This window comes from Winogradskyella bathintestinalis (assembly GCF_030407435.1).
In the GTDB taxonomy this organism is placed as follows: Bacteria; Bacteroidota; Bacteroidia; order Flavobacteriales; family Flavobacteriaceae; genus Winogradskyella; species Winogradskyella bathintestinalis.
Genome location: NZ_JASDDK010000001.1, coordinates 123,015 through 146,826, shown reverse-complemented (window position 1 = coordinate 146,826; position 23,812 = coordinate 123,015). Strand labels below are relative to the sequence as shown.

Here is a 23,812-nt window from a genome sequence, read left to right as displayed (position 1 = left end):
GAGTACGTATTTATTTTTTTTGTTTATGCTTACGCTGAAAGGCCGGATATGCAGTTTGTCGCATAAAATCCTTAGGAAATTTGTCATCATCTTCAAAACCCAATTCGATATCTCGGCCGTTATGTGGCACATAGTCTGTTTTAAAAATATAATCCCAAAGGCTTAATGTTAGTCCGTAGTTAACACCATATTTTGTATGACTAGGCAATTCCTTGGCGTGATGCCAAATATGCATTTTCGGATTGTTGAAAAAATATTTTAGAACCCCATAATCCCAACCCAAATTAGCATGATTAAGATGACCAATAGCAATGCTAAAAAAGTAAACAATGGCTACATCTTGTGCATCAAACCCTCCTATAATTGCAATAGGAATATATAAAATGGATTTGTAAACTACAGGTTCCATCCAATGGTAACGCAAATGTGCAGCAAATCCCATTTCTTTTACTGAGTGATGCACTTTATGAAAATTCCAAAGCCACGGCACACGATGTAGCAGTCGGTGCGTGTTCCATTGTACAAAATCTGAAACTATAAAAAAGATAAATAAGCCTAACCACTTAGGTAGTTCATCTACATCAAAAAGTTGAAAGCTTGACACCGATAAACCGATAATTCCCAAAACATCATTAAAGAGTTCAGCAACGGTATTAGACAACGCTATAAAGACAATAAGATTTAACAAAAAGAAATTGAAGAACATGTAAAACGTATCTAGCCAAAAATCTTTTCTAAAAATGGCTTGATTTTTTCGCCATGGAAAAGCAATTTCTAAAATCCAAACTAAAATTGAAATCACTACCAGACCATAAAAGAAGTTATCCCAATGGTTGAGGTCAATGAGCTCGTATTTGAGGTAATTCCAGTAGTCGGAATAAGATGATTTAAATATGTCTAGGTATTTTTGCATTCCAGTTCCCGCAATAAAGGGAGGTTTTTTTATCATTCCTGCAAAGGCAAGAATTTCATTTAGTAATTGACCTCACGTTGTAAATGTCTGTTAAGTCCTATTTATAAATAATTAAATGGCGATTATTGTTTAACAACAGCCTCCACCATCATAATGAAACGTTGAATCACTAATAAAGATATCATCTCTTCCTAAACTTGCCAAAGCACCAGCGGTTTTATCACAAATTGCTAATGGTTGATTTTTTAGTAAAATATGTCCCTTTTTATCATCCACATAATCATCGTCACCAAAATATATGGCCGCTTTTCCTGTAAATATACATGGGCCATCTTCTGGCATTGGATCTTTAATCGCCGCAACTTCAATAGATTCGATGTAAATTAATTCGTCGGTATTGTAATTCTTTGGGTCTAAAATTCTGTAAGGTTTGCGTGCTCTAATTTCAATAGTGCCAAAGCCAGCATCAGTTAATGCTTTCACATAATCTGCAATAGGTAAACTGCCGCTTAAACATAATGCCCTAAGACGATCGTCGTTTCGTAATTCATCGTTCATAGGTTGTTCACAAGTCGGATCACTCATTACCAAACGACCATGAGGTTTTAAAACACGATACATTTCTGCAATCGCTTTCTTTAAATCTTCGGCTTTAAAAATATTGAATAAACAATTTTGAGCCGCCACATCAATACTATTGTCCTCAACAGGAAGATTCATAGCATCCCCTTTTTTGAGCTCAACAAAATTAGATTTAAACCAATCATTTTGGACTTCAGCTTCTTTAAAGTTTTTACGCGACGCTTCTAACATCTCAACAACCACATCGACACCAATAACACCTCCTTTTTGTCTGTTAAAATATGAAAATTGTAATAATTCCATGCCGCCGCCAACACCAACATATAGCATTTTTGGGTTGTTGGTCAAATCTCGAGCATTAACTGTTGAACCACAACCGTAGTTCATTTCTTGCATAATCTTAGGAATCTTTAGTCCGGGTAGTTCCCAAATAGGATTTGTGGTACAGCAAAGTCCAACGTCTGGTGTTAAGGCTGCTTCTTTATACAGGTTATTTGTCGCTTCTAGGTAACTCATAGTTCAATCTTCAGGTTTTTAATAGTCTTATAATCACAATTTTACGCAATCAGCATGACTGAGGACTGCAAATTAAGAACTGCTAACTTTTTATAATGTCTTTATTAATTCTTTAAAAAGCATAATCATATTCGGTTCTGCTTTTTCTGCCATGGCAATAATTTCTGAAATGTCAACAGGTTCTAAATTACCAGGATCACATTCGTCAGTTAAGACAGAAACAGCTGCTACTTTTAAATTTAGATGATTGGCAACAATCACTTCCGGAACTGTGCTCATACCAACGGCATCTGCTCCAATAATTTTAAGCATGCGGTATTCTGCTCTGGTTTCTAATTGAGGCCCTACTACACTTGCATATACACCCTTGTGCAAGGTGATGTTATTGGCTTTGGCAATGTTTTCAAATTTTGAATTGATTTCAGCATCATAAGGAGCGCTCATATCTGTAAATCGTTCTCCTAATTCCGATACGCCTTTGAATGCCAATGGTGAACCTCCTTGCAAATTAATATGGTCGTCAATAAGCATTAATTCGCCTTTCTTAAAGTTGAGATTTACAGCTCCAGATGCATTAGAAACCAATAAGGTTTTGATACCGAGTTTCTCCATAATCCGAACCGGAAGCGTTACATCTTGTAGAGTGTAACCTTCATAAACATGAAAACGACCTTGCATTACCATAACTTTTTTACCTTCAAGATTACCGTAAATTAATTTTCCTTTGTGGAACTCTACAGTTGCTGTGGGGAAGTTGGGAATATGGTTATAACTTGCTTCAGCTAAGATTTCAATTTCATCAATGAGTTGTCCTAAACCTGTTCCTAAAATAATACCAATTTCAGGGTTTTCAAAACCTTTACTTTGTAAGTACTCTGTACTTTCTGTGATCTGTTTAATCATATTTATTTTTCTTGAAAAAGGAAGTCTGCTTTTTGGGTTACTATTTTTTCTTGTAATTTTAAGTTGGATTTGTAAAAATCTGAAACAATTAAATCGTCATAAGTATCAATATCATTCAGCACAGCTAAAGTACCAACTGAGATGTGTTTACTATGTAACTCTTGTAACGTTACTTCTAATAAATTTGGTTGACTCCATGGCTTATCAGTAAAAATATCGGTATTTAATTTTGATAAACCCACCAAATAATATCCGCCATCTTCAGCAGGTCCAAAAACAACATCGTTCGTTTCTAAAGCCTTTAAACCTGAAGTAATATGAGTGGAATTGATATCGGGTAAATCGGAACCGATTAAAACGATTTTTTTATAACCAGCATCAAAACCTTCTTTAAAAGCATTCATCATGCGTTCGCCTAAGTCCTTCCCATTCTGAACGGTTTTAAAATCATTTTGCCATTTACTTTCAACTACTGCGTTAGAAAAATAAATACGCTTGTCCATAGTTAATGCATCAGTGGCTTTCTCTGTTATTTTTACCAATTCGGAATACACTTCAAATGCACCAAAATCGCCAATGGTTTTGGCGAGTCGGGTTTTTACTGTACCTAATTTTATGTTTTTTACAAATACTATTACGAGGGCGTCAGTCATATATTTTAGTTCCTTTTAAAAGCCATTGGCTCCAATCTTTAGAGAATGCGTGTACATTTTCTGTTTCGCCAGTAGTGTTATAGACTGTGAAATCATTATTTTTCCATTCAAAAATACCACCAAATAAATTGTAAACGTTAGTATATCCTGATCTTTTGAGTTGTTCGGCAATATCTTCTGAACGTATGCCTAAGGAACAATATACCACGATGGTTTGTTGTTTATCATTCAGTAATTTTGTTGTATCTTCTAATTTGAAATTATCATAACCTACATAGATAGCATCTTTTAAATGACTGGTTTCAAATTCTATTAATTCTCTCGAATCTAAAAGCACGACTTCGGTTTTTGGCATCGCTAATTCCTGAACTGAGATATATGGAACACTTTCAGAATTGTGTCTTTTCAATAACTCCGAAATGGTTTCTTGTGAAAACCCAAGTGTAGAAAATATGAGAAATATGTAAAAGATCACTTTTTTCATAATATGAGATTCCTGCCTACACCGAAGTAGTATTTCCTTGACAACTACTACCAGCACCAGCAGTACAACCGTAACAATGTTGTGAAATCACAATATTTCTGCCTTCAAGTAGTTCTTCATTATAGTCTGAAATGTGTTTTATTTTACTATTTACAGGCAATTCTAACATTTGATTAAAATCACAATCAAATAAATAACCATCCCAACTAATGGAAAGTGTATTAGTACACATTACACTTTTTACAGCGGCAGGATTATAAGCTTCAACAAGCGAATACATATAATCTTCGTAATTTTCTGAAGCGATTAAATAGTCTAAAAATCGTGCAATAGGTAAATTGGTAATGGCAAATAAATTATGAAATTGAATATTAAAATCTTCCAATAACGCTTTTTTGAAATCTTTTTCCATAGCCGCTTGGTCTCCAGGTAAAAATGCACCTGAAGGATTATATACCAAATCCAACCGCAAATCGCTATCTGGCATGCCGTAACCAACAGCATTTAATTCTTGTAATGCTTTTATAGATTTATCAAAAACACCATCGCCACGTTGTTTGTCGGTTTTTCCACGCGTCCAATGTGGCATGGAACTCACCACATGCACATTATGTTTTTTAAAGAATTCTGGTAAATCGTAATATTTTTTGTTGGCACGAATAATCGTCAAATTAGAACGGACAATAAAATCTTTAATGCCTGCTTTGGCCGCTTCTTCAACAAACCATCTAAAATCCGGATTCATTTCTGGTGCGCCGCCTGTTAAATCTAAAGTATGTGCACTTGTGTTTTTTATAACCTCAAGGCATTGACGCATGGTTTCGCGGGTCATAATTTCCTTTCGGTCTGGGCCAGCATCGACATGGCAATGATCGCAAACCTGGTTACACATGTAGCCAACGTTAATCTGAAGGATTTCAAGTTTATTAGCTTTAAGCGGAAATTGGTTCGTCTCAGAAATTTTATCCTTAAAAGTAGACAATTCGCCACTTTTAAAAATACCATTGGAAAGTATTTCTATCTGTCGATTGCTTTGTGCTAAATCGCTTCCTTGTTTTTTAAGTGATTTTGTTGCTGTCGCCATTAATCTATTTCGGGTTTTAAATGCTTGCTCATTAATCGAGTGCTAATTTTTTTCCTTTGGGGAAATTAAAAGGGGCTTTTTTACCCATCTAACTTATTAACCTTATTCATCATTTGCACACCATGTACCAAAGTAGCTCCGCTTTTAATCGCAGCACCGACATGGATTGCTTCCATCATTTGTTCTTTGGTTACGCCACGTTGAAGTGTGTCCTTTGTGTAAGCATCAATACAATACGGACATTGCTCAGTATGTGCAACGGCTAAGGCGATTAATGATTTTTCACGCGCAGTGAGAGCTCCTTCTTCAAAAACTTTACCGTAATATTCGAAAAATCTGTTACCCAATTCCTCATCCCATTCAGTGATATTTCCAAATTTTCTTAAATCGGCTGGGTCATAATATGTTTTTGACATGTTTTTATATTTAGTGATTATAATATTTACGAAAAAGTCAAGCTTTGGGTTTTTGTCGAGATTAGATACCAAACTTAACAGAAAAAGAATAGGAAAGCTAATTTTATTTACGAACTAAGCGTTACACAAAAATTGTATTACTTTTAATTTCTAGTTTTATGTAAGAATGAACAATTGGATTGAACTTTTATCAGAATTTAAAGCTAAACAAAAACCTGTCGCTTTAATCACTATAATTAAGTGCTTTGGCTCGGCACCTTGTGTGGTTGGATCGCGGATGATTGTAACAAAAGCTAAAGAAATTTATGGAACTATTGGTGGCGGAAAATTAGAATTTCTTGCTATTGATGAGGCCGTAGTTGCGATTAATGAAAATAGAATTATTGAATCGTCTTATACATTAGGGCCCGAATTTGAACAATGCTGTGGCGGAAAAGTTGAATTTATTATAGAGCATATGAATCAATCACCTGAATTATTTTTGTTTGGTGCAGGTCATATTGGTGTAGAAATTTCCAAATTGTTAGTAGACACTCCGTTTCAAGTAAATCTTATTGATTCTCGTGATGACTGGTTTTTTAATCTCGATTTAGATAAAAGTATTTCAACGCACCAAACTTCTGAAACCGATTTTAAAACCTTTAAGGATGTCGTAAATTGGGGAAGTAATTGTTATGTTTTGGTACTCACGCATAATCATGCCATTGATTTTGATATTATTGCAATGGCCTTGCATAATGAAACCAAATTTTTAGGGTTAATTGGAAGCAAAACTAAAAAAGTGCGTTTCAATAATATGCTGATAAAAGATTTAGATATCAAAGAAGGTATGAGCAACGTGGTTTGCCCAATCGGTTTAGATTTAGGGGGCAGTACACCAAAGGAAATTGCCATAAGCGTGGTAGCGCAGTTGTTACAGGTGCATTATCAAGAATAAAAACAGTACTTCCTCATCATACATTCACATGTGTAACTCTGTGATGTGGACTATAATTTAAAGGCATTCAGTATTTATTTTCTTCAAAATTATGCGTTAACTAAAAATAGTCTCACTCAAAGCGTAATAAATAGCCATAATTGCGGAAAAAACAGCACTTCCCAGAAATCGCCATTTAATCTTAAATCGATTTTGAATAATATAATTTGCCGTAAATGATATTGGAATATTCACCAAAAATGACCAAAAGGCGATTTCTAGAAGGGTCATGTTAATATCATAGAATTGTCCTGAAAACAATTGAATAAACAACAGATGCCTAGCAATCCATAATGGATTAAAATATAGAATGGCTAAAACGGTTTTTGTTATTGTGGCTTTGATGCCTTTTAGATGCGAAGTCTTTTTTACAATCCAATCAAAATAATTCGGGATTTCAAAAGCATAGAATGTGGCCCCAATAAACATCAAACCTAGTAAACGGTATATGGAAAATTCGTCTAATAAAAATGCGGCAATGGTGTCCCCAGCACTATATATTAGCGCACCTTTTAGGATGTTTTGTTTTTTATAGTGAAGTGCGATACGCGCCTTTTTGTTAGGTTTATTTAAAATTAATCAGGTTTCTTTTCGTACAAACCCATTAAAACCTTTTCTGGTGTCATAGGAGCATGAAACTTCATATTGTAATTAGGATTAAAAGCTTTTATCGCATTTTGAATGGCAAAATAAGCACCTATACCATACATTAATGGTGGTTCGCCAACGGCTTTGGATTTTAAAATCGCTAAAACATGACCGTCGGTTTCTAAGGGCACAGTTTCAACATGTTTTGGAACTGAGAATAAATCTGGAATTTTATAGGTCGATAAAGCATTTGACAATAATTTTCCGTCTTCATTATATGAAATTTCTTCCATTGTCATCCAACCAATACCTTGAATTAACGCTCCTTCTACCTGACCCAAATCAATGCCTTTACTCATACTCTTTCCATAATCGTGAACAATTTTAGCCGAGTCGAATTCGTAAGTGCCACGCATACAATCAACCGTTGTGGTTATTATAGATGTTCCGTAAACATGATAGGCAAAAGGATGACCTTTTTCTTTCGATTTATCAAAATGGATTTCAGGTGTAGCATAGTGTGCATTTTCGGTTAGCGCTACTCGTTCTATCATAGCCATACTAATGAGATGTTGCCATTCTACTTGAGATTTTTCATGGTCAACATAGACAAATCCATCTTTTAATGAAACTTGATCTGGATTCACTTTGTGGTATTTAGAGGCTACTTTTTTTAAGCGCTCCAATAATATATTACAAGCTTTAAGAGTGGCTTTTCCGTTCAAATCTGCCGTAGAACTAGCGGCAGAAGGTGAGGTGTTGGCAACTCTAGTCGTATTGGTAGATTCAATCTTAATAGACTCGAGAGGAATGGAAAATACCTGTGCAGCAATTTGTATTATTTTAGTATTGACACCTTGTCCCATTTCAACAGCTGCTGTACTGATACCAACACTTCCGTCCAAATAAATATGAACCAAAGCACGGGCATGATTCATTGGTGTGTTGGTAAATGAAATCCCAAAGCAAATGGGCATAAAGGCCATTCCTTTTTTGAAAACCGAATTATTTTTATTGAAATCTTCAACCTCTTGGTCTAAGGATTCAATCTCGAATAATGATTTGGCCGAATTCCAAGAGTTTTTAGCTTCTACTTGCTTGGCAACTTGTCCGTATGAGAAGGTGTCATTTTCATCTAATAAATTAGCTTCTTGTATTGTTCTCGCACTCACACCAATGCTATCAGCTGCCCTTGCTATAGCAGATTCGATAACGAACATCCCTTGCGGTCCACCAAACCCTCGAAACGCTGTATTAGGTGGTAAATTGGTTTTACAACTCAATACTTTTGTGGTAACATTCGGTACATAATAACTATTGGTCGCATGAAACAATGTACGTTCTGCAATGGCTGGTGATAAATCGGCGGCGGCACCAGAATTCTGAAGAAATTCCACTTGGTAAGCTAATATTTTTAAATCTTTAGATAAACCAATTTTATACGAACTTTCATAAGGGTGGCGTTTGCCTGTCATACGCAAATCATCATGACGATTCAGTACAAGTTTTACCGATTGGTTTAAATGATAGGTAGCTAGAGCTGCCATTACCGCCCATGGTGTTGCTTGGTCTTCTTTACCACCAAATCCACCACCAAGACGCGTGACATCAACTTCAATTTTATGCATAGCTATACCCAAAACCAAGGCAGTCGTTTTTTGGACAGCCGTTGGTCCTTGCGTTGATGACGTTATTTTTATGTTACCGTTTTCTAAGGGTTCGGCATACGCTCCTTGTGCTTCTATATATAAATGTTCTTGACCATTTGAGAAGGTTTCGCCTTCAAAAATATACTCGCAATTTTCAAAAGCTTTTTCAGAATCACCTAAATTAAAGGTTCTTGGTTCGTTAATAAAACTGCCTTTTTCTTTAGCGTCTTTTGCGGTTATGATTACTGGTAAATCTTCAATATCTATGGTAATTAGACGTCTGGCCTCTCGAGCTATAAATTCAGTTTCGGCAATAATAAGTGCAATGGGCATACCGCAAAAATGTACTTCGTTTTCAGCAAATAAAGGTTCATCTGGAATAATACCACCAATTTGATTTTTTCCAGGTATATCTTTGTATGTAAGAATGCGCTCCACGCCTTCCAAAGCCTCTGCCTTCGAATAATCAATATGTTTAATTTTACCATGTGCTTTTGGCGAATCGAAGACTACTGCATGAAATGTGCCTTGTCTAATATTAACATCATCCACATATAAAGATTCTCCACGTACATGTGTATAAGAATCTCGGTTTTTAATGCTCTTTTTCAACGCTGTGTATTCAGCATCAAGCTTAGCATCTAATATGTTATATGATTTGTTTTTATGCATGTTGAACAAAATCGTTTAAAGTGAAAAGCTTAGGAAATAACGCGATAAAGTGAGCAAAAAATAATTGTCTCGCTAATAGACGTTTATAATTGTCGGAACCGCGAACATCACTAATCGGTGAAATCTCATTTTGAAGTCTATCGCTAGCTTCCAAAATGGTTGTTGATGTCAATGGTTTTCCAGATAAAAATGCGGATGTTTTATGTAAATATTTCGGAATGGCCGCAACGCCTCCTATGGCCACATGAGCTTCTAAAATCACCTCTTTTTCCACAGCAATATAGATTGCAGAATTTACACTTGCAATATCTAAATGGGTTCGTTTAGATACTTTTTCGAAATTGAAGTAGGAATGTTTTGTTGGTAGATTAAAACTGATATTTTTTATAAGTTCACTTTCTTTTAAATCGAACGTCTTATAATCTTGATAGAAATTTTTCAGTGCAACGGTCCGTTCTTTTTGATTATTAGTTGTAATCGTAATATCGCTATTTAATGCTAAAAATAAAATTGTCATATCTCCAATTGGGGAGGCATTAACCAAGTTGCCTCCAAAAGAAGCCATATTTCTTATTTGCTCAGAAGATACGAGTTTTAAATAATTTTTTAAATTTGGGAAATGGGTATTCAGTTCGGTGTGATTCCATAAGTCTGAAACCGTAGAGTTGGTGCCTATCGTGCAGGTGTGTTTTTCAATTTTAATTCCTTTTAAATAGTCTTTTTCTGCAATAAGATGTACCGAATTATCAATTAAATTATCCGCTTGTTGGACATATAAATCCGTACCTCCCGAAACAAATTTTCCTTTCGGTTGATTTAAATCTTTTAACTCTAAATCTTTTAAGCGATCTGGTATGGTTTCAAAATATGCTGGAATAAAGTCGTTGTCAATTAACCAGCTAAACGATTGATGTTTTTTGTTTTCTAATTTCTCAACAACGTCACGTGCCGCTCGTTCTATAGATTTATAACCTGTACATCGGCAGATATTTCCACTAATAGCATCAAGAGCATTGGTGTAATTGTTGTCTGAATTCGATAGCGCAAAACCAGTTAAAGCCACCACAAAACCAGGTGTGCAAAAACCACATTGTGTGGCATAATTGGCTTTCATGGCGTGTTGCGTAGCGGTAAGTTTATTCTGAAGATTTGTGCCCTCAACGGTAACAATATGTTTACCATGCGCATTTCCTAATGGTGAAATACAAGAAGTGATGCTCTGATATTCTACAAAACCTTCAGAATTTAAAGTGCCAACTAAAACGGTACAAGCACCGCAATCTCCTTCGCGACAGCCAATTTTAGTGCCAGTGAGTCGTTGTTGATAGCGAACAAAATCCAGCAAAGTCATTCCAGAATTTTCTGGTGTTTTGATGGTTTTATTGTTTAGGATGAAGGTTATCATTTATTTTTATTGGTTATCAGTAGTTCTTTTGAAAATTGAACTCCAAGCTCATTTCGAGTGAAATTCTCTATTTCGAAATCTTGTATCGAGAAACTTTAGGAACACTTAAGATTCTCGATACATTTCGGCAAAAAATTCGAAACATTCAAACTGACGTTAGTTTTAATTCAATACTCAGTCTTATCTACCTTCTTAGACCATTCTTGAAAAGGCTCCAAAGCAATATCTCTCGCTAATTGCTCAAAAGGAATACTTCTCTTTTCGTAGGGTAAGGGAATTTCTTTATAGATAAATTCATCGTCAAAGCCAATATTTGCAGCATCTACTTGATTACTGCCATAATACACTTTATCTGGTCGTGCCCAATAAATAGCGCCTAAACACATTGGGCAAGGTTCGCAAGAGGTATAAATCTCGCAACCTTCTAATTGGAAAGAATCTAAATTTTTACAAGCATCTCTAATAGCTGTAACCTCGGCATGCGCTGTTGGGTCGTTAGTTGAGGTTACCTTATTGTTACCGCGCCCTACAATTTTTCCATCTTTTACCACGATGCAGCCAAAAGGGCCACCTTCGTTGTTATTCATACCTTTTAAAGCGGCATTCACCGCTTCTTTCATGAATTGTTCTTTTTCAGTCATATATAATTAGTGTCTTTTTTTTTAAAATTTTATTTTTAATAAAGGTATTAAATTTTTAAGAATAGGGTGAGTACTAATTGAGCTAAGGGCCAAATTCTAGAATGAATATCCTATAGCAAAATTAAGTACTGGCTCGTCGGCCCTAAAATCGAAACGCTGCCCTTTGGGTAGTGCAGGGTCGTGAAATGGTGCTGCCAAATCAAATCGAATTACAAATCCTTGTACATCTACACGCAATCCGAAACCAGCTCCCATACCTAATTCGTTTATAAAGTTGGATGTGAATTTATCGGTTTCATTTCCCTCTTCATCATCGAAAGTAGGATTTGATTTTGAATTCCAAACATTTCCGGCGTCAGCGAAAACAGCACCTTTAAAAAATGAAAATATTGGAAAGCGATATTCTATATTAGCTTCTAAGCGTATGTTACCGGTTTGGTCGAAAAATGTACCATCGCTGTTAGGATCATCATCTTCATCATAAGTTCCAGGTCCTAATGATCTAATTCTAAATGCTCTAACACTGTATGGTCCGCCAGAAAAATATTGTTTTACAAACGGAATCACATCAGAATTACCGTACGCTAATCCGTAACCGGCAAATAATCTCGTAGCTATGGTTTGTGTATTGTTTTTTCCAAAATTAAGATGAAATCTAGCATCGATATCTGCTTTAGCATATTGTGCGTATTCTAATCCCAAAAACTGTTTGGGTTCTCCTGCTTCTTTTTCTTTTCCGAAAAGACTTATAGAATTACCCGCAATATCTAGAGTGGAATTTACATAAAATTGGTTAGGGTCATTGGTGTCAACCATGCCGTTATACGTAAAAGAAAATGTTAATCCTGAAATAAACTGTTGATCAAAACTGCGTTCTAAAAAAGGATTATCATCTAAGATTTCCTGAAATTCATCTGTAGTATTAGATAAGCTGGTATAATTGACAGAAATAGGGTTAAGCTCATAGGTAATGTAACGATTGGCATTCCAGATATAGCCAAATAGAGCATTTCCTGAAAGTAGCGAATACAATTTACTACGTTTTAAAAGCGTCACTCCCAAACTTGTTTTCGTTTTAGGTATTGAATATTCGAAAAAATCATCACTAATTTTAAAAGGCGAGATGACTCTTGGAAAAATAAGTTCACCTTTTAATCCTAATTCTAAACTGCTTAATCCTGCGTTTTCGCCGCTTCCAAATTGTGTTTCATAGCCAACATTCGCACTTAGGTTAAATGTTTCACCACCCTGAAAAAGATTCCTGTTACTATAGGTTAGGGCTAGGTTTGGACCAGTAAAATTATTTGATTTTGTTACCGCTTGTAATTCCGCCCTCACAGCGCGCTTAGTTAAAGGAGATAAAAAGATATTGGCTTCTAGCGCACCTAAACTATCGGTTAAGGACGAATCGATTTCTTTATATTGAATGTTTACATATTTATATGCACCTATAGTGGATAAGCGCCGAGCGGTGTTTTTTGATGTTTGAGGGTCGAAAAATTCTCCTTCTTTTAACGTCACAAACTTATCGAGATATTTCGGCTTGAAAAATAAAGAATCTTGAAAATAATTTTTTTCGCTAAAACGTTCTGGTGTTGCTCTAGTCGAATCTTGAAGATCGTGATTAGGATATACATTAACCCGTTTAACCACATACGGGACTATTGCTTTTTTTGGTACTTCTGCCTTTAATTTTAGAAATAGGTCAAACCTTTTATTATTGTATTGGTTGGTATCTGCTTCAAAAATGAAAAAATCTGGATTTAGATTATAATAGCCTTTCTGCTTTAATTCAGAATCTATTCGCTGCCGTTCCAATTTCATGTTAGATAAATCGAAACGCATGTTTTCTTGAAAGTTTGAAAGTTTAGATGCCTGTTTTACATCACTCTCTATTGGAGCAGGCATAGAATCTAACTGATAACTTGCCATGGTATAAGGTTCTACAATATTTAGTTTATAGGTTGCAGATGCCTCGATTTCTTTCTCTTGAAATGACGAACTTGCTGTGCTGTAAAAAAAACCGTTATTTTCTAATCGGTTACGTAAAATGTCTTCAACTTCAAAAGTTTCAACATCAGATTGATATACAGGTTCTTCACCAAATTGTTTGTAAAGCCAACGGTTAATAAATCCTGGTTTCTCTTTACGAGTTTTATAATAATAGTATAATCCTGGTCGCATGCCCAAGAATTTTGAATTAGGCTCAGGACGTAAAATAGTTTCCAATTGGCTTTTTAAACCATCAACATTCTTAACGGTAGAATCGGCCTTGATTTCTATTGTAGCACCGGTGTACAAACGTTCGTCTTCAGGAATATGTTTTCTAATACTGCACGAGTATATAAACAGTCCTGAGGTAATAATTAACGCTATGTATTTTGTTTTTAATTTCAAGGTTTAATTCTTTTTCTTTTCAATGCTTTTGTCAGTTGCTTCTTCTTTGGCCTTTAGTTTTTCGTCCGCTGCTTTTTTTTCAGCTTCCAGTTTTGCTTTCTTTTCATTTTGAGCTCGGAAAATAGCGTCCCAAAGTTCGTTAAATTGGTTGAACTCTTGTGTGAAAATAAGGGCAATTCCACTCACAATAGTCTGACCGTCGATAACATTCTCAAATTCACTTTTTCTAAACCCTTTTAGTCGATATCTCCCGTCTTCAGAAAGTGTATATTCTAAACTCACATTACCAATTAGCGGTGATTCGTCTTCTGTGGAACCACTGCCTTCAATATCTACTTCACTACCAACCCTTACAGTTAACCGATCATTAAACAATTTCTTTTGTGCAGCAACATCTAATTGGGTTCGGTTGGTTGGCGAATCGCCTTGGTAGTCGGTATAACTATCGAGACCAAAATCGAGTTCAATACCAGAATTGCCCAATAATTTATCTGAAAAGGCATTGAGCTGTTCAGAAACAGCATCATTAAGGTTGTCTCTAGCAATGGTTGCGAAGCCCCCCGTACTACCGTCGCTTCCAGGTTCTGGGTAGAAGCGATTAAGGACTAATAAGGAAAATACTTGTCGATTAAGTTCTCCTTCTTGCTGATTCACTTGTTGTACCCGTCCATAAACTTGTCCGCCAATAGCTCCCTGTTCTTCTTCAGGCATATCTAAACCAAATGATATTTTGGGCTGAAGCAGTTCTCCATCAATATTTAAATATACATTAAACGGTAATACCTGTCTGTATTTACTTTTTACAGACGGATCTGCACCAGAAATTTGAGGGGCCATAAGCGCAGAAGCTGACGTTTCTAGGTTGTAAATTGCGCGTACATCTAATTTGGCATCAAATGGATCTCCTGACCAGGTGACGCGACTACCAGGTGCGATTAAAAATTTTCTATTAACTAAATTGTAAAGATTAAGTTCGTAATGTCCGTCTGAAATTTCATAACCACCCGAAAGAGAGATGCGACCGTTTGGTGTCATGGTGAAGACAAAATCGCCTTCTCCCGAAACTTTAAAATTGTCACCAGTTTCTTCATCAATTATTATGGTTACAGCTGCTTCTTTACCGACGTTGATTTGTGTTGAAATATCAAAACCTTTTATAGTTGCAGTTTGTTCTTCGGTTTGGGTAAGAATGGCATCAGGGTTTTCCCGATTAACAAATACCACAACACCATCGCGTTCTTCTATACTTGCAAGACTCGAAGGTAGAACGTACGTAAAATCAGTTTCAGAGCCTAAAGTTAGTTTAGCACTTAATTTTGGAATTTGTAAATCGCCAGTGAGTTTGGCGTTAGCATCAAAAGTGACCTTTCCATAGAATTCCTCATTGTCTTCTTGTGTGGCATTAAGAACTTGGAAATTGTTCGCTTTAACGTTTAAATTAAAGGTTGGGTTTATGAAACTTTCAGTACCAATATCGCCAGATAGTACCAAATCATTATTGTTTTCATCACGAATGGTAAAATTAGACATTGAAAATCCATCGTTATCAATGTTTAACGTCTCGCTGTTTAAGGTAAATTGTGTGTTGAGTTTGGCAATATTAAAATCGGCGTCATTAAATGTTACAGAACCATTATATTGCGGATCTGCCGTGGTGCCTGTAACCTTGAATGCTCCAGAAAAACTACCATCAGTTTCTTTTATTTCGCCTAATGAAAGTGTGTTAAGAGCTTTCATTTTAAATTCATTAATATCAAAATCGAGGTCGAGGTTAGCCGTGTTATTATCTACCATATAATCGCCAACCAAATCAAAATCGATATCACCACCTTTTAAGCCAGCATTAAATGCGTAACTACCTTGACCAAGTGAATTTCCATTTAGGCTAAACGTGCCCAGATCGGTATTCAACATTTCAAATTTTTCAATACTTAAATCTGCTATTAAACCTGTATTTATAAAAGGGTCTTCCAAAATAAAGCTGCCATTGAGTTGCCCTGAAGCGATTTCAGAATCTGGATTTAAATATTTAAACACTTCAGTAATATTAAAATTAGCGAACTCGATAGCTATATGTTGCTTTGAAATATTTGGGAGTTTATTTGTGATTTCTATAGATTGATTGTTTTTATTAATTTTAAAATCATTGAATTCTAGATTCTTGTCAGTTATAATAACTTCATTTGATGATGGGATAACCCACTTTTCTTTATTCAAGATTAAACTATCCGGACTGACGGAGAACTGCAACCGTTCACGACTCCCGGTAATCTTAGTATTGACGTTCATTAGTTGCTCATCATTATGATAACCTAGAAAATTTAGAGATAATTCGTTATTGGCCTGATTTCCTGTAATTATGGTTTCAGGGATATCTAACGGGCCTGCGTTAATATTTTTAAAACCGAGATTAAAATTAAAACTGTCCTTGTCCGTATCCATAGAGAAGGCCAAGCTGTCTAATACGTTACCGCTATAGTTAATGTGTGGAGCTGTAATGTTGGCTTTTAATTTTCGAGCTTTTTCATTGAAATCTACAGCAATGTCAATAGTATCTAGGTCTTTTACATTAACCAAAAAAACATCGTTTAACAATGGGGATTCGGAAATTTTACCTTTCAGTTGTAAGATGACATATTTATTAATGGTATCTGGGAGTTTTTCATCGCGATAGAAATAACTGAATACATGTCGTTTTAGCGCATTACTAAATGTAACAGGATCGGAATTAGACTTTAAGTTTAAATCAATCATTTTGTTACTCAAAGAAACGGATGAGGTGTCTTTTCGCACATGAGCTAATGCGTCTAACGAACCTAATAAGTAAGTTTTGTTATCATATATAACAACACCATCATCAATGATAGCAGAGACGTCATAGTTTTCTCCATTACCTTTAAAATCAGCGTAAATTTTCATGCCTGTTTTTACGTTTCGCTGCATTAATCCAAGTGCTTGTAAATCTGCACCAATAAGATTGAGCTCAACCGTTGCTTCAGGCGCTATAGAATCTAAAACCACCAAAGCATCTAAATTAATATTGAGGTTGTCGTCTTTGTATTTTGAAACCACATTACCTGTGCCGTTTTTAATATTACCTTTAAGATTAAGGTTTTTAATGGCGTAATTATTAAGTTGAAATTTTGAAACCGTGGCGTCTAAAGTTGCATCTAATGTGTTAATGGTTGTACCGCTACCTTTAGAATCGAGAGTTAAACTCAATTCCCCAAACTGAGGATTGTTTAGCAACTCATTCACCTTATAATCTTCAATAGTTACCGTGGCATCGTAAGCAATGGCTTCTTTATTTTTAAAATTTCCGTTTACAGTGGCAATACCTTGTGTTGTAGTTAGTTTCGCTTTACCTGAAATGTCTTCTAGATTTCCAGATAGTCCGCCTGTAAGTTGAATATCTTGTGGTAAACTGACACCCAAATCGTTCTCACTTACAAATTGAATTACATCCGATCGTTTAGTTTTAGCAAAAAACTCAGGAATGTTGAATTGAAGTGTTTCCGGTGTGGTTACATTTTTAATGGTTCCTTTAGCAGAAATCTGCGTGGCATTCCCCCAATTTACTTCAGCTTTTGTCAAGTCTATCGATGCTAAAGTTCCTGAAGCATTAAGGCTTCCTTTTAGTTGCTTTTCGCTTAGTTTTTTGAGATATTCGTTCTGTTTTAGTTCGGGTTGAAACTTGAAGAGTTCTGAAATAGAGACGCGAAATGCTGGTAAATTCAACTTGACTTTTGTCAATTCTGGTGTTTTCATTAATTGCGAAAGCGATTGATAATTTAAAGTAGCATAACCTGATATAGAATTGTTATTCAGTTGAAATTGTAAATTCTCTAAACGCATATTTTGGTCTGTCACATTAAAATTAACAGCCAATTGTTTGAGATTAAACCCAGAAATTTCATTAAAATTTAGTTGCTCTAAGTTGAGTGACGCTTTTTTGTCTCTGAAGGTAATCTCTTTTGCTTGAAGCGTTAGATTTGAAAGTGCAATCGCATTAGGATTAAAAACATTCTTTTTCGGTTGCGCATTGCCAACACGATAATCAAAATGATTGTTTTCAAAATCTATGGCAGCGACATCGACTTTTATTTGAGGCCATTCGAAGGTGTTGCCATCACTGGTTACGTCAGTCTTTGCGGTTTCATTTTGTGTGAGACTATTAATTTCGGTTTCGGTTCTTAGTTTTATTTTAGAGTTTTTGAGAACTATTCTTTTAAGGTTAAAATCACTGGCTTCCAAATTAATTATGGGAACTTCTGTGGTAAACTCGGAAATATCGACATCTGCAATGAGGCGGTCTGGTTGGGATTCATAATAAGCAACCACATTGTTTAAGGTTAAATTATCGAATGCTAATTTTGGTAAAGGCACATCTGTAGTGGTGGTATCAATGGCAACAGCTTTCTGTATAAAATTGATGTAGGAATTGTTGAGTTCAATATTCGAAGCCTCGAAAACCATGTCTTCAATATTGGTGGTTTCCATGTCCGCTTCTAAGTGACCAATTTTAAACCTAGAATCTATGCCGGCAACCGCATCGTCAAATACAATATCAAAATCATTGAAGTTTAAGTCACCCATTACCAGATTTAGTGATGCGGCAGTCGTATCTGTTGCGACTGTAGTGGTATCTGCGGGTCCAAACGCGTCAATTAAAAATTGAAAGTTATAGCCTTCAATTGAATCTTTACGAATAATATTAGCTCGTAAACCCTCCCAATCGAGTGCGTCAACGCCTACACTTTTACCGTTGATCATGGCCCAAAGCGGAATGTTGGCTTCTAGTGATTTCGAATAAACTAACGTGTCTCCTTTCTTGTCTTCGAGATAAAGTCCATCGAGTTGTATGTCTCCATCAAAAGTGATAAAAAGTTTTTCTATGGCGACTTTAGTATTAGTTTTATCTGAGACGTATGTGACCACTTTATCGACGATAACGCTTTGTCCCCAAGGACTTCTTACAAAAAGTACAACGAGAAAAAGAAAAACAAAAATACCCAAAAGTACTCGCAGGGTTCTACGCAACCAGCGAAATTTCGTTTTATTTTGAGATTTTGGTTCTATGTTTTCGGTATCCTCCAAGGTGTAAATATACTATGCCAAATTTATGTTATTTAGCACTATTACAACGTATATTAACCCTTTTACTGTATTATGATTTTCTTAAAAATTTTTTGAATGTAAATCAGTAGCTGAAATTTTTAATGACACCTTCTATTGTTATAGAAAAATGGAACTATTGCTTATAATCAAATTGCGTTTAATATGTATTAATTTTACTGCGTTGCAACTTAAGTTATTCAAATTTTTGGAGCCGTTACCTAATACTAGTGTAGGTCTAAACGCTAAGTGGTGAACCATGAAATTTTAATCCGTTGAGCATCATTTTTTTTGAAGCGTTCCACAGATAAAAAATGCAAAAATTCTCAATTATTATAAAACGTTAGATGTATTTGAAATACTTAGCTAAAGTACGCAACTTCTTTACGAGATTTTTCATCTGACTTTAATTCAGACTTAAAAATCGGTTTTAAAAAACGTTTTAATTGATCGAACTCTATTAAAAAAGCATCGTGACCATGAATGGATTTAATCTCATGGATGTAAGTATTGTTTTTTACGCTTTTCAATTCTACAAAAGCATTCCAGTTTTCTTCAGCCTTAAAGAATAAATCTGAATTAATTGTAATTATGTGAATATCTGAAGAAATTTGAGAGGCCACTTCAAGAAAAGTACCGCGATTTTTAGTGATATCGATAGTTCTCAGTATTTGATTCATGGTTTTGTAGGCAGATACGTTAAAACGCTGACTTAAATTATTACCATGATAGTTTAACCAAGATTCAATATTGTAGAGTGACTCATTCTTTTTAGTTCTTGCAAATTTTTTAGTTAACGATTCTGGTGTTCGATATAAGGTCATAGCATGCATTCTGGCATCAGCTAAAGGTTGTGAAGAATTATTAAGAATTGCATCTTGTATATGGCAATTAGCTATTAACCAATCGGTAGATTTCCAATCTGTTGCTATGGGGATTAAATGCTCTGTTAATTTTGGCTTTAACGCGGCTAATTCCCAAGCGATACCACCACCAACCGATCCGCCTACTACAGCAAAAAGCTTATTAATTTTTAGTTGCTCTATACCGATAGCAAATAGTTTGGCAATATCTCTAGCTGAAAATATTTTGTAATCTTCAATTAGATTTTTAGGGTTGTCATCAAAACCGTTACCAGCAATATTGAAAGTTAAAACGGTGAATTTTTCTGTGTCAATACATTTGTGTTTTCCAATTAAATCGTTCCACCAACCATCCTTTCCAATAACGTTGGAATTTCCAGTGAGCGCGTGGTTGATTAAAACGATTGGTGCTGAGTGTAATTCTTTTCCAAAGGTTTGATATGACAAATTAATGGGATAAGATTTACCAGAATTAGTAACAAAATTAGAGATGTTAAGGTAGTGTAATTCTTTCATATTACTTTCTGCATTGGCAGTCCCGAAATCTCGGGCTATTATTAATTAAATCGTCTATTTAAAAGTGTGATAGCTGTCAGTGTGAGCGCAGTAGAACTCTTTAGGAAATTAATCTAAAAGCCTTTCTATTGCGCTCAATAACAGGTTTTCTAATTTTGAAGCGCTATTTTCTTCTTTACAACAGAAAAAGCATCTTTTAAATCGGCTTTTAAATCTTCAATATTTTCTATTCCAACGGATAAACGAATTAAATCTTTAGTGACGCCTGTAGATTCTTGAGCTTCATCATTTAATTGCTGATGTGTAGTACTAGCTGGGTGGATAATCAATGATTTTGTATCTCCAATATTAGCCAATAACGAAAATACCTTTGTAGTATCGGCTATGGTTTTAGCTGCTTCGTAGCCTCCATCAACTCCAAAAGTTACGACACCACTTTGTCCTTGAGGTAAGTATTTTTTAGCTAGCGTATTGTATGGACTAGATTCTAATCCTGGATAATTTACCCATTTCACTTCGGGTTGTTTTTGTAACCATTGTGCTAATTCGAGTGCATTTTCGCTGTGTTTTTTTATGCGCAATTCTAAAGTTTCTAAACCTTGAATAATTTGAAATGCATTAAACGGACTTAATGCTCCGCCATAATCTCTTAAGCCTTCAATTCTAATCTTTGCAATAAACGCTGCTGGGCCAATAGCTTCACTATACACTAAGCCATGGTAGCCCGCTGATGGTTCGGTGAATTCTGGGAATTTGCCGTTGGTCCAATCAAATGTTCCAGCATCGATAATAACCCCTCCTAGTGATGTACCGTTTCCTGTAATATATTTAGTCAAAGAATGGATAACAATGTTAGCACCATGCTCAATTGGTCTTAATAAATATGGTGTAGCCACTGTATTATCTACAATTAATGGCGCTTTATGTGCTTGAGCTTCTTTTGAAATCGCTTCAAGATCTAAAACATCTAACTTTGGGTTTCCTAAAGATTCTACAAAAAATGCTCTTGTATTTTCTTGTGTAGCCTTCTTAAACTCTTCTGGATTAGAGGCATCGACAAATGTTGTAGTGATACCATGTCTCGGCAAAGTCACACTTAATAAATTATACGTGCCTCCATACAAACTGCTAGAGGCTACAATATGGTCTCCTGCTCGTAAAAGTGTTAAGAGCGTTGTTGAGATTGCTGCTGTACCAGAAGCAGTTGCAACTGCGGCGATTCCACCTTCTAATGTTGCTAAACGTTGTTCTAAAATGTCGTTTGTTGGGTTGTTTAAACGGGTGTAAATAAATCCAGGAATTGATAAATTGAATCGTCCTGCGGCATCGTCTGAATTATCGAATACGTATGATGATGTTTGATAAATTGGGACAGCTCTTGTTCCTGCTGTTTGATTGGTGTCGTGACCTGCGTGCAACGCTTGTGTTGCAAATTTTTGTGTACTCATTCTTCTAAGTTTTTGAGTTAATAAAAGATTAAACCAAAAGCCAAATAAGCCTCATGTTCTTTGAACGTGAAGCGTACTTAATAGAAAAATATTAAAAAGAAAATACTAATTACAGATGAGTAATTAGTCTTGAGTTATCTATCCAAATGTGCAAAAAATGACTTGCATATTTAAGTAGAATTTAGCACCTTCTTAGTAAATCTAAGGGTTGCTAAGGTTTCATAGGGTCATTCCCTCCACCTTTCTTGATAACATTTCAGTAAGTGTTTGAACTTTGTGAGCACAAATATTGCAATACAAAAATTAGAATTCCAAATTTTTTTAGACTTTTTATATTTTTTTATGATATTCTGACAATCAAAGCGTATTTTTTAACAAATACTTAGTCTGGATAATTTCTCCAACAGGCTTGTTTTCAATTTTACTTTCAAGCCAAGAAATAATATCTAAATAGAGAAATGCTCGTCTTTCAAAGGGATGGTCCTCGTAAGTTTTTAGGGTTGTATGCAATTCCTTAAACGCATTTTTAAGATCGTGAGGATAAATATCTTGCAGTCCTCTAATAAATTTTATCATTTCCTTTTGCACTTCATGCAAGTCATTCATTTTTATTAAAAATTTGTACGTACTTCTTAAAAGGGATTCTAAATGATAGTCTAACCCGGCTTCATAATGGGCCACAAGATTTAATACTCTTGAAAAACAGAGTAAATCTTCGCGCATTGAAAGGGATTTATTAGAAATAATTTTATCGAGATATTTTATACAGGCTTTATTATTACCGGCCCCGAAGTGCAAACTGGCAAACTTGTAATAAAATATCATTTTATGATGTGGATCAATACGCTCTTTATACTGAATCAGTTCTTTTTCAATTTTCGGAATTACAGCTAACCCTTCTTCAAAGCTACCGTCAATATAGTGTTGATTAATACTATGAAAGTTGGTGTAAAGAAATATTAAAGCAGATACATTTTCGTCTTTATTAAATTTTGTATTGTGAACGGTGGTTTCAAATTGTTTTAATTTGTTTATGAATTTTGGCTTGTTTCCAATAAAGAACAAAGACTCTAAAAGATAATTATTTCCTTTTAAATAGAAAACAGGATTGAGATTAATCATGCTAGGGTTTTGGTGAAATAAATCTACCCATTTTGAAGCATATTTATAACAGTTCAAAAAATCTTGAAGTAAAAAACTTTGCCATAAATTGGCTTTATATAGCCATAATTTTTCACGAAAACCTAAGGTGTCAAAATTTAATTTAGGTAATCGTTCATTAAAATAATTGATAACAATATTGGCCTCTTGTTCATTTTTAACATAGCCTGTTTTTAATATATTGCTGTATAATTGAAGTGATAAATTAGAAAGCTTACTTGCAATAACATTAAGAGAACTGAGCTCTTTAGCTTGAATAGCCAATTCATCTGCTCGGGTACTGATACTACGGGTAATGTATTGAGACTCTATAACTTTTTCGAGTTCAACAATTTCAAAAGCTGAATTTTTTTCTTCGTTTATAATCGCGAGTTCTTTGGCTTTGTCTAAAATTTTTAAGCTTTGTTTGTAGAGTCCTTTGTGATATAAAATTGCAGCAAAATCTTGCTGTTCTCTAATTTGTAAGCGTAGATCTTGATGTGAGGGGTTAAGTCTTAAACTTATTAAAATTTGTTTATATAGATGTGCTTTTACATTAGATAGCTGCTGTTTTTTTACTATACCACTTTTTATTATTAAATCTTCGTTGTAACCTTTTGCTTTATCTAAAAAATTAAAAAGTTTTAAAAATTTAGAATTAGAATTCACCCCAAGTCGGCCTACATAAAGTTTGAATTGTCGTTTCTCGGACTTGGTCAATGACTTAATGAGAGAAAATAAATTATCTTTTTGGTCTTTAGTTGTCAATGGAAAACAAGTTTATATAACTGTAAATCAAATAAATACAATCTATTTGAGCGACTGAACATCGTAAATTAACTCATGAGTCA

At 35.0% G+C, this 23,812-nt stretch carries 17 protein-coding genes and 1 riboswitch; of the genes, 1 reads left to right on the top strand and 16 read right to left on the bottom strand.

Going from position 1 to position 23,812, the window contains the following annotated elements; genetic code table 11:
• Positions 1-10: 10 nt before the first annotated feature.
• The 7 genes from QMA06_RS00500 to QMA06_RS00470 all read right to left on the bottom strand — a co-directional run bounded on the left by QMA06_RS00500 (position 11) and on the right by QMA06_RS00470 (position 5,551).
• On the bottom strand, positions 11-913 hold the full coding sequence (locus QMA06_RS00500) for a sterol desaturase family protein (protein WP_290205745.1): 903 nt from the start codon (positions 911-913) through the stop codon (positions 11-13).
• Between the two features lie 129 nt (positions 914-1,042).
• Entirely contained in the window at positions 1,043-2,011 is a 969-nt protein-coding gene (arsM, locus tag QMA06_RS00495; RefSeq protein WP_290204925.1) for an arsenosugar biosynthesis arsenite methyltransferase ArsM, read from the bottom strand.
• Positions 2,012-2,101: 90 nt separating this feature from the next.
• Positions 2,102-2,914 (bottom strand): purine-nucleoside phosphorylase, encoded by an 813-nt coding sequence (locus QMA06_RS00490; protein WP_290204924.1) that lies wholly within the window; start codon positions 2,912-2,914, stop codon positions 2,102-2,104.
• Between the two features lie 2 nt (positions 2,915-2,916).
• Positions 2,917-3,567 (bottom strand): TIGR04282 family arsenosugar biosynthesis glycosyltransferase, encoded by a 651-nt coding sequence (locus QMA06_RS00485; protein ID WP_290204923.1) that lies wholly within the window; start codon positions 3,565-3,567, stop codon positions 2,917-2,919.
• Positions 3,560-4,051 (bottom strand): rhodanese-like domain-containing protein, encoded by a 492-nt coding sequence (locus QMA06_RS00480; protein ID WP_290204922.1) that lies wholly within the window; start codon positions 4,049-4,051, stop codon positions 3,560-3,562. Before QMA06_RS00480 ends, QMA06_RS00485 begins: the two co-directional genes overlap by 8 nt.
• Positions 4,052-4,067: 16 nt before the next feature.
• Positions 4,068-5,135 (bottom strand): arsenosugar biosynthesis radical SAM (seleno)protein ArsS, encoded by a 1,068-nt coding sequence (gene arsS, locus QMA06_RS00475; protein ID WP_290204921.1) that lies wholly within the window; start codon positions 5,133-5,135, stop codon positions 4,068-4,070.
• Positions 5,136-5,215: 80 nt separating this feature from the next.
• Complete coding sequence (locus QMA06_RS00470; protein ID WP_290204920.1) at positions 5,216-5,551, bottom strand: arsenosugar biosynthesis-associated peroxidase-like protein; 336 nt, start codon at positions 5,549-5,551, stop codon at positions 5,216-5,218.
• A gap of 166 nt (positions 5,552-5,717) precedes the next feature.
• Here QMA06_RS00470 and xdhC point away from each other — a divergent pair, with 166 nt between their 5' ends.
• Positions 5,718-6,488 carry a xanthine dehydrogenase accessory protein XdhC gene (gene xdhC, locus QMA06_RS00465; RefSeq protein WP_290204919.1) on the top strand — a complete coding sequence of 257 codons (771 nt, stop codon included), beginning with the start codon at positions 5,718-5,720 and terminating at the stop codon, positions 6,486-6,488.
• Between the two features lie 96 nt (positions 6,489-6,584).
• On the opposite strand, the gene QMA06_RS00460 is transcribed toward xdhC, so the two are convergent.
• The 9 genes from QMA06_RS00460 to QMA06_RS00420 form a co-directional block, all read right to left on the bottom strand.
• Positions 6,585-6,959, bottom strand: a complete 375-nt coding sequence (locus QMA06_RS00460) for a hypothetical protein (RefSeq protein WP_290204918.1) — start codon at positions 6,957-6,959, stop codon at positions 6,585-6,587.
• Positions 6,960-7,102: 143 nt separating this feature from the next.
• Positions 7,103-9,436, bottom strand: coding sequence for a xanthine dehydrogenase molybdopterin binding subunit (locus tag QMA06_RS00455; RefSeq protein ID WP_290204917.1), 2,334 nt, complete (start codon positions 9,434-9,436; stop codon positions 7,103-7,105).
• Positions 9,429-10,841, bottom strand: a complete 1,413-nt coding sequence (locus QMA06_RS00450; protein WP_290204916.1) for an FAD binding domain-containing protein — start codon at positions 10,839-10,841, stop codon at positions 9,429-9,431. The genes QMA06_RS00455 and QMA06_RS00450 overlap by 8 nt, the downstream gene beginning before the upstream one ends.
• Before the next feature lie 167 nt (positions 10,842-11,008).
• Positions 11,009-11,482: a nucleoside deaminase gene (locus QMA06_RS00445; RefSeq protein ID WP_290204915.1), complete on the bottom strand. Its 474-nt coding sequence runs from the start codon at positions 11,480-11,482 to the stop codon at positions 11,009-11,011.
• A 96-nt stretch (positions 11,483-11,578) separates the two neighbouring features.
• Positions 11,579-13,879, bottom strand: coding sequence for a translocation and assembly module lipoprotein TamL (gene tamL, locus QMA06_RS00440; RefSeq protein WP_290204914.1), 2,301 nt, complete (start codon positions 13,877-13,879; stop codon positions 11,579-11,581).
• A gap of 3 nt (positions 13,880-13,882) precedes the next feature.
• Positions 13,883-18,919, bottom strand: a complete 5,037-nt coding sequence (locus QMA06_RS00435; RefSeq protein WP_290204913.1) for a translocation/assembly module TamB domain-containing protein — start codon at positions 18,917-18,919, stop codon at positions 13,883-13,885.
• Positions 18,920-19,356: 437 nt separating this feature from the next.
• The gene (locus QMA06_RS00430; protein ID WP_290204912.1) at positions 19,357-20,373 is read right to left on the bottom strand and encodes an alpha/beta fold hydrolase; all 1,017 of its coding nucleotides are present in this window, start codon (positions 20,371-20,373) and stop codon (positions 19,357-19,359) included.
• A gap of 149 nt (positions 20,374-20,522) precedes the next feature.
• Positions 20,523-21,821, bottom strand: a complete 1,299-nt coding sequence (locus QMA06_RS00425) for an O-acetylhomoserine aminocarboxypropyltransferase/cysteine synthase family protein (protein WP_290204911.1) — start codon at positions 21,819-21,821, stop codon at positions 20,523-20,525.
• A 131-nt stretch (positions 21,822-21,952) separates the two neighbouring features.
• A riboswitch (SAM riboswitch) is annotated at positions 21,953-22,076 on the bottom strand.
• Positions 22,077-22,178: 102 nt separating this feature from the next.
• Positions 22,179-23,729 carry a hypothetical protein gene (locus QMA06_RS00420; RefSeq protein ID WP_290204910.1) on the bottom strand — a complete coding sequence of 517 codons (1,551 nt, stop codon included), beginning with the start codon at positions 23,727-23,729 and terminating at the stop codon, positions 22,179-22,181.
• Positions 23,730-23,812: the final 83 nt, after the last annotated feature.

Coding starts and splice junctions, on each gene's coding strand:
- arsS (WP_290204921.1), bottom strand. CDS start 5,135: ATGGCGACAGCAACAAAATCACTTAAAAAACAAGGAAGCGATTTAGCA.
- QMA06_RS00470 (WP_290204920.1), bottom strand. CDS start 5,551: ATGTCAAAAACATATTATGACCCAGCCGATTTAAGAAAATTTGGAAAT.
- QMA06_RS00485 (WP_290204923.1), bottom strand. CDS start 3,567: ATGACTGACGCCCTCGTAATAGTATTTGTAAAAAACATAAAATTAGGT.
- QMA06_RS00490 (WP_290204924.1), bottom strand. CDS start 2,914: ATGATTAAACAGATCACAGAAAGTACAGAGTACTTACAAAGTAAAGGT.
- QMA06_RS00480 (WP_290204922.1), bottom strand. CDS start 4,051: ATGAAAAAAGTGATCTTTTACATATTTCTCATATTTTCTACACTTGGG.
- xdhC (WP_290204919.1), top strand. CDS start 5,718: ATGAACAATTGGATTGAACTTTTATCAGAATTTAAAGCTAAACAAAAA.
- QMA06_RS00445 (WP_290204915.1), bottom strand. CDS start 11,482: ATGACTGAAAAAGAACAATTCATGAAAGAAGCGGTGAATGCCGCTTTA.
- QMA06_RS00450 (WP_290204916.1), bottom strand. CDS start 10,841: ATGATAACCTTCATCCTAAACAATAAAACCATCAAAACACCAGAAAAT.
- QMA06_RS00425 (WP_290204911.1), bottom strand. CDS start 21,821: ATGAGTACACAAAAATTTGCAACACAAGCGTTGCACGCAGGTCACGAC.
- QMA06_RS00500 (WP_290205745.1), bottom strand. CDS start 913: ATGCAAAAATACCTAGACATATTTAAATCATCTTATTCCGACTACTGG.
- QMA06_RS00430 (WP_290204912.1), bottom strand. CDS start 20,373: ATGAAAGAATTACACTACCTTAACATCTCTAATTTTGTTACTAATTCT.
- QMA06_RS00455 (WP_290204917.1), bottom strand. CDS start 9,436: ATGCATAAAAACAAATCATATAACATATTAGATGCTAAGCTTGATGCT.
- arsM (WP_290204925.1), bottom strand. CDS start 2,011: ATGAGTTACCTAGAAGCGACAAATAACCTGTATAAAGAAGCAGCCTTA.